Origin of the sequence: Flavobacterium sp. ENC (assembly GCF_020991415.1) — a bacterium.
GTDB lineage: Bacteria > Bacteroidota > Bacteroidia > Flavobacteriales > Flavobacteriaceae > Flavobacterium.
In genome coordinates, this window is record NZ_JAJMOY010000006.1 from 236,860 (window position 1) to 249,932 (window position 13,073).

A 13,073-nucleotide genomic window follows, 5' to 3' on the forward strand; every position below is an offset into this window, starting at 1 on the left:
AGGAACAAATTGTTGAAGTTTTATGTAATCGATTTTTTGTAATAATTGCTGCATCTCTGAAACTTTATTACTTTGTCCCTTTGCAACTTTGCACCTATGTACCTTTGTCCCTGACTTTATTTTAATCGCTTTTTTAATTGATAGTCATATAAGGAAGGAACCTTCTCCATTGATTGGTTTAAAAACTCGATATACGGATCCGGTTCGTATTTTACTTCGAATTTAGCGTTTCCATTTACACCGATGATTCTCGCAAACGGACCATCTTTCATGCCGTAAAGCAAAACCGGTTTTTGAATTTCCTCCGGATTTATCACCTGTACGTTGAGGTTCCAAAAGGTGCTGTAGGGACCGTGTGAAGGCTTCCAGTAATCGGCTCCGCCACCGCCAAACAGGGCATAAGCCGTATTGGTATCCGGAGTGATATGAACCGTAATATGATCGAATAAATTCTGATGATTTGCACCGGAATGCTGATCCAAAACGGGATCGGCAAAAACTTCACAATTCTGGTAGACATTTTTAGTCGCAAAAGTATTGAAGCTCAGCGGGTGAACGGCTTTGTTATAGATTTTTAAATTCTTAACCAAAACATTATGAACGCCGCCTAACGTTACGGTATAATGTGCCATGTGGTTTCCGTCGGTCATAATATCCTGAATCGTTACATTGGCAATTTCTTCGGCCAGAATTCCACTGTCGGCATTGGTAATGGTAACATCTCTGACCCAGCTGTTAAAAACGCGGGTTAGGAAAATAGCGTTATTTCCGGGTTCGACATGATGCGCCACTCTCGGAATGTCCGGAAAGGTAAAACGCAGTTGTTCGATGCCTACTTCGCTTAAATGTTTCCATTCCACTAATTGCGCCTGATAACCTGGTTTGATGGAGATTGTCAAAGGTGTTTTTAAGGTGATTTTGGAACCCGAAATTTTGGTAATTTCAACCTGCTGTCTTACGATAGGTAATTTTGGAAATTTCCAGTGATGCGAACCCGGTTTTACAGGAGCGCCTTGGTATAAATCTTTGATAATTTCACCATTTTCACCGTCTTTATTGAATAATTGCAATTCAACAACATCACCCACTTTCAATCCGTTTACGTCTGAAACCGTTATAATATGTTCGCCCATAGTGCCGCTGCTGACTTTCGCTAGACTTGCAGGAGCAGGCTCGTATTTATCGAGATATGATTTAACGCGTTCACCCGGAATCTGGGTCCAGATAAAGCCGCCCGACCAGGCATATTGTGAAAAAGGCAAATCGATATTGTTTTCGTTTTCCCGCTGTCTTTTATCGAAAGTGGTGAGGTACTCGCGCAATTCCGCCAGTGATTCGGGATCTTTTAAATACATCATGGGCCTTGGGCAGTAAATTTCTGTTCCGTTGACACCTGAACCTGCGCCGCGAAGCACGAAATTGCTTCTTTCAAGATATAAAACAGCACTTAAAATAATCCTTCCGGCAGGCAATTGCAGGATTACATTTCCTTCAACAGCATTGGCTGCCTGTATGGCTTTTAATAAGGCTTTCGAGTCATCTAAATCATCATTTGCTTTTACGCCAAAATCTGCAGCGTTGACTATTTTTCCTTGAAATTCAGGAAGATTGGTTTCTCCAAAATGATAGCCTGCGTAGCTGAAATCGGGTAAGTAATTCGTTTTGAGATCTGCAAGTATTTTAGGGATTTGCTGAGCTGTTGCAATGCTATAAATAAAAAGACTGCAACCAATGAAGAGGATTTGGCGGGTCATGTTTTGTGGTTTTTTTGTGGTGGTTAGTAAAGCTGGTATTCTTTGGGGAGTTATATTTGGGTCACAGGCGTAAAGTTTTTTTATTTTGTTTTTTATTGTGTAATTGCATTTCAGGCAAAGCCGCAAAGTTTTTTTTATTGGTTTAATTGTATTTCACGCAAAGGCGGAAAGTTTTTATGTTGTTTTGTACGTTTTTGGTTTAATTTATATTTTCACGCAAAGTCGCAAAAGCGCAAATTTTTTTATGTTGTTTTATAAGTTTTTGGTTTAATTTATATTTTCACGCAAAGTCGCAAAAGCGCAAAGTTTTTTATGTTGTTTTGTAAGTTTTTGGTTTAATTTATATTTTCACGCAAAGTCGCAAAGACGCAAAGTTTTTTATGGTGTTTTATACGTTTTTGGTTAAAAAAAATCCGTTTAATCCGTGAAATCTGTGGCAATACATTCATAAAGGACAAGCATTTTGTCATTTCAACGTCATACTATAAACTTTGCGTCTTTGCGCCTTTGCGTGAAATCTTCACTCCTAAAAACAATCCTTTTAATCTGTGGCTAAAAAAAAACTTAAATACTTCTTTTAATTCCCATTTCAAGGCCTCTCAATTCAGCAAGACCTCTTAAACGGCCAATTCCTGAATATCCGGGATTGGTTTTTTTATGCAGATCGTCCAGCATCTGGTGTCCGTGATCGGGACGCATCGGTAAATTGCTGCCGTTTCTTTTTTCAACTTCCAAAATAGCTTTGACCACTTCGTACATATCGACATTACCTTCGAGATGATTGGCTTCGTAGAAACTTCCTTCTTCGTCTCTTTCAGTACTTCTTAAGTGAATAAAATTCATTTTATCACCATGACGTCTTACAATTCCCGGCAAATCATTATCTGCGCGTACGCCATAAGAACCGGTACACATCGTAAATCCGTTTGATTTGGAATCTATGGCGGCCATCAGTTCAATCAGATCTTCTTCGGTACTCACGACTCTTGGTAATCCTAAAATCGGGTAGGGCGGATCGTCCGGATGGATGGCCATCAGTACACCTGCTTTTTCTGCAACAGGAATAATTTCTCTTAAAAAAAAGAAGAGATTATCCTTCAGTTTTTGCCTGTCGATATGGTTGTAACCGCTTAAGGTTACCAGAAAATCTTCTACTGAATATGCTTCTTCCGCACCCGGAAGTCCGGCCAGAATGTTCTGCTGTAACTTTACCTTATCAGCATCAGTCATGGCTTCGAAGTATTTCGTCGCTTTTTCAATCTGTGTCTGCGAATATATTTCTTCAGCTCCCGGTCTTTTCAAAATAAACAGTTCGAAAGCAGCAAAAGCGTTAATGTCAAAACGCAATGCTTTAGATCCGTCAGGCATTTCATAAGACAAATCGGTTCTGGACCAGTCTAAAACCGGCATGAAATTATAACAAATGCATTTTATGCCGCACAAGGCAAGATTTCGGATACTTTCTTTGTAGTTTTCAATGTACTGCAGGTACTTTCCGGTTTGTTTTTTAATGTCTTCATGCACCGGAATACTTTCGACAACCGACCATACCAAACCAGAAGGACCTTCTTTCGGATCTCCATTTTTATGTTCAATCTCAACTTTTCGCTTTAGTATTTCCTCTATCTGCCATACTTCCCCATTTGGGATATGGTGCAGTGCCGTCACAATTCCGGTTGCTCCGGTTTGTAAAATATCTTGTAAAGAAACCGGATCGTTTGGTCCGAACCATCTTAACGTTTGTTCCATTCCATTTTATTATTTGGTAGTTATTTTAAATACTTGTTGCAGCAAAGCCTCCATCCACTTTCAGGATGGTTCCTGTTACAAATTTTGACATATCACTGCATAAAAACAATAATGCGCCGTCTATATCCTGAGGGGTTCCAAAGCGTCCCATTGGAGTATGTTCGATGATTTTTTCGCCCCTTGGTGTCAGTTTTCCCTCCGGGGTAAGCAATAAGGCACGGTTTTGTTCTCCGATAAAAAAGCCCGGTGAAATGGCATTGACGCGAATCCCTTCCCCATATTTGGTAGCCAGTTCGACCGACATCCATTGCGTGAAATTATCGATTGCTGCTTTTGAAGCTGAGTAACCCACGACTCTGGTCAAAGGTCTTTGTGCCGATGCTGATGAAATATTGATAATGATTCCTTCTTTCTGTTTCGCAAAAAGTGCTGAAAATACCTGAGACGGAAGCATGGTTCCTATTATGTTTAAATCAACCACCTTTTGTAAGTCTTCGGTTTTTAAATCATAAATCGCCTGATCCGGACTAATCGTCGCTCCGGGCATATTTCCACCGGCAGCATTAATCAGAATATCCAGACGGCCGTATTTTTCTACTATTAAATCTTTGGCTTTTTCTAAGTCTTCTTTGTTGAGTACATTCGCCTGAATGGCAAATGCTTTTCCTCCGTTTTTTTCAATTTCCGCTACGGTAGCATTGGCTTTTTCGAGAGATTGGGACACGATTCCGGTGATAACGCCCTGTTTGGCCAGCACGTTTGCCATATTGCTTCCCAGTACGCCGGCGCCGCCTGTAATAAGGGCAATTTTTCCTTTAAGGTTAAAGATTGAATCCATATTTGAGTTACTATAATTTATTTTTTTCTGATGGTTTCAATCAAAGACAAAACCCTTACTGTTTCTTTTTCGATGGTATCATATGCTTCGTGTTCCATCACTTTTTTACTGATCAGTCTGCTTCCCATTCCCACTGCTGAAACTCCTGCTGTAAACCAGCTTTGAATGCTTTGCAGGGTGGTGTCCACACCTCCGGTAGGCATAAAAATCAGGTTTGGGAAAATATCTTTTATGCCGCTCAGGAAATCCGGCCCTAAGATGTTTCCGGGGAAAAGTTTAATGAATTTAATTCCGGCATTTTCGGCGGTTATAATTTCAGTTGGCGTCATACAGCCCGGCGCATACAACATTTCTTTGCTTCTGAGGAAATCAGATACTTCGCCAACAAAGCCGGGACTTATAAAAAAATCAGCTCCGATATTGTAAAATTCTTCTGCCTGTTCGATATTTTTTATGGTACCGATTCCTAAAAGCATTCCCGGCATTTCAGCATTTCGTATTTCGACCATTTTCCGGAAATTGGAGGCTGCTTCCGGACCTCTGTTGGTGTATTCAACCGCTTTGATTCCGGATTTGTAAAGTACACGCAATACTTCGATACTTTTGCTCTCATTGGTATTGAAATACAAAGGAAGAATTCCTTGTTTTACAATCACATCTATGGTATTCTGAATAGTATTCATAGCTTATATTTTTACTTTAAAAACGATTTTTTTTAATATTCCTTCGCCAATCATGGCGGCGTGTACATCTTCAGGAAACAAAATGGCGAACTGTTTTTCCTGCAATTGGAAATACATATCGGGGGCATCATGAAAAAAACGAACGTCTTTTTCGTCACTGTAGTCACCGTTTGGATGGGTACATTTTTCTCTCGGTTTCCAGGCGTAAGTTTCCGGTCCTTTAACGGAAATCTGAATGTCAATATTTTTATCGTGGCATTCAAAACCTTTTATGCTTTCTTCTCTGGTGGTTCCTTCACCGGCAATTACGATTATTTTTAAACCTTCCGAAATTTCAAAACTTCCTTCTTCCAGTTTTGACAGATCATTTTGGTTTACGTAATCAAATGCTTTTTTAAAATTCGGATGCAGACTGTAATATTTTGTAGCGTTGTGTAATGAATCTATTATCATTTGGTCCGTTTTATATAGGTTTGGTTGTCTTGTGTTAAAGTCGTTCTGCTGTTTTAAAAGTACAGGGTGTGTTTCTTTCGTGTACGCACACGGTTTTTTACAAATGTATGTAAAAAGTTAACTCAAACCATTTATCTTTGATAAAAAAAATTAAATTTACACACTTACGGAATCTTTTTAACTTAAAGACAAACAATATCATAACGATTAAAAAAATAGCAGAATTAGCCAGTGTTTCTCCCGGAACAGTGGACAGGATTATCCATAATCGCGGACAGGTGACGCAGGAAAATGTGGATAAAGTAAATGCTATCATTGAAAAATACGGCTACAAAAGAAATATTCTGGCGAGTAATCTGGCCTTAAATAAAAAATTTCATTTTGCAGTCTTTTTGCCCAAGTATGAAAATCTCGAATACTGGAAAAGCCAGATTGCCGGAATCGAAAAAGCAGCAATTGAATTCCGCAAGTTCGGAGTGGTACTGGATTATTTTTTCTACGATTTTGATACGGCTTCTTTTAAGGAATCGGTCCAAAAAGTCCTGGATTTTGAATGTGACGGACTGTTGTTTGCGCCTATATTTTACGATGAATCCATTCGTTTTTTAAATGAATATAAAAAAAAGAACATTCCGGTCGTGATGATTGATTCCCATATTAAAAGCAATCAGGAACATGCTTACGTGGGACAGGACGCTTTTCAGAGTGGTTATCTGGCCGGAAGACTGATTAGTTTTGCAGTGAAAAACGAAAGACAGGTACTGATTTTTAAGATTACCCGTGAAATAGAAAGCACTTCGGTTTATTTGCAGCGTATCGACGGATTTTATTCTTTCTTTAAGGACAACAGTGAACTCACTAATTTCAAGTTCTCGGAAGTGACGATTAAAGATTCGGGGATTGATCAGTTGAATATGGATTTGTTTTCAGGTGTTAACAGCATTTTTGTGCCTAATTCCAGGGCTTATATTGTGGCCCGGTTTTTAGAAAAAAACAATATCAAAGGAATCCGTATTATTGGTTACGATCTGCTGACAGAAAATATAGAATATTTAAATAAAGGAATAATTGATTTTCTGATCAACCAAAGACCCGAAGAACAGGGCTATACGGGAATCAATCATTTGTATAAAAAATTAGTTTTACAGGAAACGATAGAAAGTACCCATTATATTCCGCTGGAAATCATTTTGAAGGAAAACTATTTTCCGGTTAAGAAAACAGTTTAAATGTAAACCCGACAGGTTTTTAAAACCTGTCGGGTTTAAAATTATTTCTTCACCTTAACAACCAGAGGATTATTTATTTTCTTGGCAAAGGAACTTAAATACGTTTCCCATTCTTTTTGAGTTTTAAAAGGGCTTCCTTTTTTCCATCCAAAACCTGCGTAGTAGACCACTTTGTGTTTTTTTACTTTTAAATTCCCGTACAGATTACTCAGATCTGCTTCATCAGTAATGTGATTGTCAAAAGCGGTCAGCGTACCTTTTGGAGCTACAAGACCGGTTCCGATTTCAGAGTCGTCAATAGGTTCCCAGTGGCTTAGCCAGCCTTCTTCTACGTTCGTTCCGATAGTACCCTTTTTATCGTGAAGCGTTATTCCGGCAGCAATGTTTTTGGTCCCTTTAATGGAGATTTCAAAACGCGAAAGATAACTTCCGTAATCCAGACTGATCAGTTTAGATTCGGTTATTTTACGGCCATTGGCATCCCACTTGGCATAGGTTAGTATGAAACTGGTTCGTATCGGGCCTGTGGTAATGGTTTTCCAGCTGATGAAATTCTTGGAAAAATAATATTTTCTTTTCTCATTCACAGCAATTCCTCCAATTCCGCGGCTGTCTCCCACATGAAAGTTATCTAAACCTTCACCCGTATCTTTGTGGTACGTTCCGGTTCCTAAAGTGGCTTTTTCGTACCATTTATTGATAATTGGATAGTCGACCCTTTTAAGCCAGGCATCAATTCCGCTGGTCAGCGTTCCGCCCGGAATTTTGTCTTCCACCATTTTTTGTGCTACGGGGCCATAAGTCCTGAAAGCCACTTTGTTGTTCTCCCAGGCATAATCGTCGGTACGTTCCGGAACAAATCTCGAATAACAATTGATGTTTTTGGAGTCCGCAGCATCCGAGGGCACAATTTCATACTCTTTTTCAGAAGAAGCACTAATTTTTGGCTGAAACAATAAAACATCAGCGTTGCCATCGCCATCATTATCGACAGACTGGCTTTCTAAAGATAAACCGGACTTTGTTTCTTTGACGGCATAATTTTCAAGTTTAGCGGAAGAAGGGAGTCCCAGTGATTTTTTGGTTAATTCGACCGTTTCAAATTCTCGGTCTGCAGGAAGCAAATTAGTAACGGTTACTATTTTGTTCTGAGCGTAAGCGGCAAAATTACAGGCCAGTATAGCGGTTAATAAAAGGTGTTTTTTCAAAATAGTATTGTTTTTAATTTATTTAAAAGAAAATGTTTTATGAATTATAAATTTACAAATCAATTACCGGAAAAGAATACAAAATTGGAGTAAAAATGTACAGAAGACCGAAATAAAAGTATTACATTAAAAAGTTTATAATTGTAATTTACGTAAGATAAAGTATTTATCTTTATGTAAGTAAAAATTCAATAATAATCTCGATGAAACAAAGCGCCGGCATATTACTCTACAAATTCATAGATAAAACCATTTATTTTTTACTGGTTCATCCGGGAGGTCCCTTTTGGAAAAATAAGGATCTGGAAAGCTGGTCCATTCCAAAAGGCGAATTCACAGCTGACGAAGAACCTTTGCCTGCGGCGAAGCGTGAGTTTAAGGAAGAAACCGGTTTCGGACTGGAAGCAGAATCAGAAGAAGATTTTATTGCCCTGGAATCCGTAAAACTCAAATCCGGCAAAACGGTTTTGGCATGGGCCTTAGAATTTGACATTGATGTGACTTTGGTCAAAAGCAATGATTTTGAAATGGAATGGCCGCCCAAATCCGGAAGTATTAAAAACTTTCCGGAAATTGATAAAGCGGAATGGTTTCAAACCGACGAAGCATTGAAGAAAATAAATCCCGCACAGGCTGATTTTATCATACAGATCGTTTCAAAAATTTCTTCTTCCCTTTAAAATATACCCGTAGTAGAGCATATTTTTTGTAAATTACATTCTTGTTTTAAAATGTAAATAAAGAGTATGGAAGTTAAAGGTATAATTTTCGATTGTGACGGTGTTCTGGTAGATACAGAAAAAATTGGTAACGGAATTTTGCTGGAAATGGCAGCGGAACATGGTTTCGAAATGAAATTGGAAGACGCCTATCGCGATTTTAACGGGCGGAATTTAAAAGAATGCTTTTTACATATAGAAGAAGCCATTGCCAAAAAACTTCCGGATAGTTTTGAGAGTGAATACCGCCAAAGAAGCTTTGAAGCCTTCAGAACGCAGGTGAAACCTATGGAAGGTGTTGTTTCATTTCTGAATAGTTTGAAAATTCCGTATTGCGTGGCTTCCAGCGGTCCGGTTGATAAAATCAGGCTGAATCTGGAAGTGGCTGGATTACTGGACAAATTCGAAAATAAAATATTCAGTTCTTACGACATTAAAAGCTGGAAACCGGATCCGGGAATATTTCTGCACGCCGCCAAAGAAATGGGTTTTGAAGTAAAAGATTGCATTGTAATCGAAGACAGCAAAGCAGGGGTAATGGCAGGAAAGAAAGGCGGTTTTAAAGTGTATGGTTTTGCAAATGGATTCAATGATCAGGATTTAGAAAAAGAAGGCGCCGTGCTTTTTAGGAGTTATGAGGAGTTAGCGACGATGATTGGGGTTTAGGTTTTAAGTTTCAGGTTTTAAGTTTCAGGTTTTAAGTTTCAGGTTTTAAGTTTCAGGTTTCAGGTTTCAGGTTTCAGGTTTCAAGTTTCAAGTTTTCAGTCTCAGTTTTCAGGGGGCTGTGGTACATTTGTCACGTTGAGCGGAGTCGAAACGCGTTTCTATTGTAAAGTTTAGGTTTTTAGTCTCAGTTTTCAGTGGGTTACACTAGATTTGTCACGTTGAGCGGAGTCGAAACGCGTTTCTATTGGAAATTTTAGGTTTTCAGTTTTCAGTTTGTGCGGAAGCTTTGTCATTTCGACCGAAGGAGACCCGAGCGATAGCGAACAGACGAAGTAAACCACACAATTGACTATAATACATTGTGATTTCTTTAGAATAATTTGGCTTTGGAAAGTTTAGGTCCATTAGTCCATTTCAAACCTTAAATAGCACATCCCACATTTTACACTCCCACATTCCAAAATTATCGCATCATCACATTTTCTAATTATCAAATTCCCCTAATTCTCTCATTATCCAATTGATATATGAATGTAATTTGTTACAATAAAATAAATTTTTATATATTTGAATTTAGATATTCGTTTTTTTTGTGACGTAAAATAATATATTGTCAATATTAGTGTTAATAAACAAACGATTTGTTTTGTGTAAAAGCGACTTCTCCCAAAAGGATTGTTTTTACGATTGTGGTTTTTACAAGCCATGATAATAACCTACACACCAAAATAAAATGACGAAAAATATACGTAGACTTTTAGTTTTATCAATATTCTTTTTGCCCTGTATCAGTACCGCCCAAATTAAAAAAATCGGGGTTCCTTTCATCACGAATTACAATCCGAAAACCTATAAGGCTGCGTCTGAAAATTGGGATGTTTTGCAGGATTCTAAAGGAATGATGTTTTTTGCCAACCATTTTGGAATTATGCAGTTTGATGGCGTGCGATGGAGCATTGTAACCCAACCGGCCAACAAAAGTATGGTCCGTTCGCTTGCGATTGATAAAAAAGATAAAATGTATGTCGGAGCCCAGGGCGATTTTGGGTATGTAGTTCAGTTAGCCAACGGACAATACAAATATACTTCCCTGGTGAATTTGCTTCCTGCATCATCCAGAAATTTCGGAGATGTGCTGCATACCGTTATTCGTAAGGATGAAGTGATTTTTTTCGCTATTGAAGGCATATTCATTTATAAGAATAACAAAATCAAAGTATTAAAGTCAGAAGTTAATTTTGATGAGTTTTTTGAAGTCGGTCAAAATATCTATGTTTCAGACAATGCAAAAGGTGTACAGAAACTGGAAAAGGATGCTTTAGTTCCAATTCAGAATAGTGAACAGTTTGTCGGAATGAAGATTCGAAAAATCTTCGAAACCAAAAAAGGCTTGCTGCTGCTCACCCAAAAAAACGGACTCTTCACCTATAAAGACAATCTGCTCAAACCTTTTGTAACGGGAGCCGATTATTTACTGAAGCAAAATCAGATTTCAACAGCAGTTCTGCTTTCTGACGGATATCTGGGAATCGGAACACGTCAGACCGGGTTGGTAGTCCTGGATAGTGAAGGACACCTGATTCAGCATATCAACAAGCAAATGGGTCTGCAAAATGAATATGTCACGAACCTGAAAACCGATAAAGAAGGCAATTTATGGGTAACACTCAAAGAAGGCATCTCGCTGATTCAGATCTCTTCGCCTTTGTCGAGGATACTGGATACTTCCAATTCTGAAACTAAAATATACTGCAGTCAGATTTATCAGGAGAAATTGTATATCGCAACCGATAACGGTTTGTTCTGGCTGGACTGGCAGGCGTATAAAGCCGGAAAAAGAGAAAATGCACACTTTCAGCATATTGCCGGAATGTCGGAAAATGTATGGAATATTGGTGTTTTTGGAAATTCGCTGCTGGCTTTTGAGAAAAACGGAATCTTTGAAATTAATGGCGCGTCAGCAAAATTACTGGCCAAAATAGACGGGGCATGGCAGGGCGTGATTGTTCCGAATCACCCTGATTTATTGCTTGTGGGCGGTTATACCGGATTGTATCTGTTGAAGAAAATAAATAATGTCTGGGTGTATCAGCATAAAATAAAAGGATTTGAGGAAAGCAGCAGGATCATTGTCACGGATGCGACGGGAAATATCTGGATTGCCCACGGTTATAAAGGCATCTATAAACTTAAGTTCAATAAAACCTTTGAGGCCGTTTCCAGCCTTGTATTTTATAATCAGGCAGATGGTTTTCCGTCGAGTTTGTTTTTAAATACCTTCAAAATTAATAATCAGATTCTTTTTGGAACTACAAAAGGCGTTTACAAGCAAGATTTAACTTCAAAGAAAATGGTTCCGGACCCTGTTTTCGGGAAATATCTGGGAATGGAAAATCATATTCGTCTTCTTAAAGCCGACAGTGAAAATAACATCTGGTATGTTTCGGGTGAAAATACCGGAAAAATAAATCAGAAGAAGCAGGGAAATCTTCATCTGGAAGAATTGCCTTTTCGAAAATTAAGATACTTATATATTCCGGGTTTCGAAAACATTCAGACCACAGCAAGCGGTGACGTGTTTTTTGGAACGCAGGACGGTTTAATTCATTATAACAGTACGAAGAGAAAGGCTTACCAAACCAAATACAAATCGATTATTTCGGAGGTAAAATGTATTTTCCCAAAAGACAGTCTGTTGTATTCCAGCCGGTACGATGTGCTCCCTGCGAAGACGGAATCTAACGCTGATACGCTTTGTCCGGTTTTGTCTTATTCGAATAACTCCTTACACTTTTCGTTTGCCGCCTTGTGTTATGATGAGGCAGATGCCACCAAATACGAATACTGGCTGGAAGGCTTTGAACCCAAATGGTCTGATTGGAGCCTCCAGACGGAAAAAGAATATACCAATCTTCCCGAGAACGAATATGTTTTTCACGTAAGGGCAAAAAACATTTATGATGTGGTGAGTCAGGAAGCCGTTTTCAGGTTTGAAATTTTACCACCGTGGTACAGAACGAGTTGGGCGTATGTGATGTATTTGTTACTTTTTGCAATTTTGATTTATACGATAATTAGGTACCAAAAAAATCTGGCAGAGCGCAATCGTGCCCAGCTGATTATCAATCAGGAAAAAGAATTACTGTTTACCCGGGCAGAGTTTAATGAACAGAAACTGTTGCTGGAAAAAGAAAACCTGGAAGCGACGATAAATCTTAAAAATGCAAAAGTAGCTTCGAATACGGTGAATCTGATTCATTTAAACGAAATCCTGCTGTCTATAAAAGAACTTATTACAGAAATAAAAAAAGAGAAGGATTCGGCAGTGAATTTTAATGTACTGACCAAAATAAACCGCATTATCGATCACGAACTGCAAGGAGATCAGCATTGGAATGAGTTTGAAGAAATCTTCAATCAGCTCCATGATAATTTCATGCAGCGCCTCAAAACTAGTTTCCCCGAACTAACACCACGCGATATGCGATTGTGTGCGTATCTGCGAATGAATTTCAATACCAAAGAAATTGCTCCGCTTTTGGGAATTTCGGTCAGAGGGGTTGAAGATACCCGATACCGTATTCGGAAAAAATTACAGCTTCCCTCAGACGCAAATATTACGGAGTTTATTCTTAATTTTTAAATTTTTATTATTCAGTATAATCCTAGGTGTATTTACGCGGTTTGACGGCTATTTACTACATTTTTTTTGCCTGTACCGTAGTCAAACCGTATCCCTAAAATGACCTTCTACGTGGTTTATTTGTTAATATT

Annotated in this window: 10 protein-coding genes; 4 read left to right on the forward strand and 6 right to left on the reverse strand. The window is 38.5% G+C overall.

Annotation, left to right across the window (positions count from 1 at the left end):
- Window positions 1-116: 116 nt before the first annotated feature.
- From LPB89_RS17045 to LPB89_RS17065, 5 genes are all read right to left on the reverse strand, one after another.
- Window positions 117-1,754: a glycoside hydrolase family 55 protein gene (locus LPB89_RS17045; RefSeq protein WP_230702891.1), complete on the reverse strand. Its 1,638-nt coding sequence runs from the start codon at window positions 1,752-1,754 to the stop codon at window positions 117-119.
- A 564-nt stretch (window positions 1,755-2,318) separates the two neighbouring features.
- Window positions 2,319-3,503 (reverse strand): mannonate dehydratase, encoded by a 1,185-nt coding sequence (gene uxuA / locus LPB89_RS17050; protein ID WP_230702892.1) that lies wholly within the window; start codon window positions 3,501-3,503, stop codon window positions 2,319-2,321.
- A gap of 25 nt (window positions 3,504-3,528) precedes the next feature.
- Window positions 3,529-4,341: an SDR family oxidoreductase gene (locus LPB89_RS17055; RefSeq protein WP_230702893.1), complete on the reverse strand. Its 813-nt coding sequence runs from the start codon at window positions 4,339-4,341 to the stop codon at window positions 3,529-3,531.
- Between the two features lie 17 nt (window positions 4,342-4,358).
- Entirely contained in the window at window positions 4,359-5,024 is a 666-nt protein-coding gene (locus LPB89_RS17060; protein ID WP_230702894.1) for a bifunctional 4-hydroxy-2-oxoglutarate aldolase/2-dehydro-3-deoxy-phosphogluconate aldolase, read from the reverse strand.
- Window positions 5,025-5,027: 3 nt separating this feature from the next.
- Complete coding sequence (locus tag LPB89_RS17065; RefSeq protein ID WP_230702895.1) at window positions 5,028-5,477, reverse strand: YhcH/YjgK/YiaL family protein; 450 nt, start codon at window positions 5,475-5,477, stop codon at window positions 5,028-5,030.
- A 137-nt stretch (window positions 5,478-5,614) separates the two neighbouring features.
- On the opposite strand from LPB89_RS17065, the gene LPB89_RS17070 reads away from it, so the two are divergent.
- Window positions 5,615-6,706, forward strand: a complete 1,092-nt coding sequence (locus LPB89_RS17070) for a LacI family DNA-binding transcriptional regulator (RefSeq protein ID WP_230702896.1) — start codon at window positions 5,615-5,617, stop codon at window positions 6,704-6,706.
- Window positions 6,707-6,747: 41 nt separating this feature from the next.
- Here the strand turns inward: LPB89_RS17070 and LPB89_RS17075 are convergent, their stop codons facing one another.
- Window positions 6,748-7,914, reverse strand: a complete 1,167-nt coding sequence (locus tag LPB89_RS17075) for a DUF4861 family protein (RefSeq protein ID WP_230702897.1) — start codon at window positions 7,912-7,914, stop codon at window positions 6,748-6,750.
- A gap of 203 nt (window positions 7,915-8,117) precedes the next feature.
- Between LPB89_RS17075 and LPB89_RS17080 the strand changes: the two genes are divergently transcribed.
- From LPB89_RS17080 to LPB89_RS17090, 3 genes are all read left to right on the forward strand, one after another.
- The gene (locus LPB89_RS17080; protein ID WP_230702898.1) at window positions 8,118-8,594 is read left to right on the forward strand and encodes an NUDIX domain-containing protein; all 477 of its coding nucleotides are present in this window, start codon (window positions 8,118-8,120) and stop codon (window positions 8,592-8,594) included.
- Window positions 8,595-8,660: 66 nt separating this feature from the next.
- On the forward strand, window positions 8,661-9,299 hold the full coding sequence (locus LPB89_RS17085; RefSeq protein ID WP_230702899.1) for an HAD family phosphatase: 639 nt from the start codon (window positions 8,661-8,663) through the stop codon (window positions 9,297-9,299).
- A gap of 733 nt (window positions 9,300-10,032) precedes the next feature.
- Window positions 10,033-12,942 carry a triple tyrosine motif-containing protein gene (locus LPB89_RS17090; protein ID WP_230702900.1) on the forward strand — a complete coding sequence of 970 codons (2,910 nt, stop codon included), beginning with the start codon at window positions 10,033-10,035 and terminating at the stop codon, window positions 12,940-12,942.
- The last annotated feature ends 131 nt before the right edge of the window (window positions 12,943-13,073 follow it).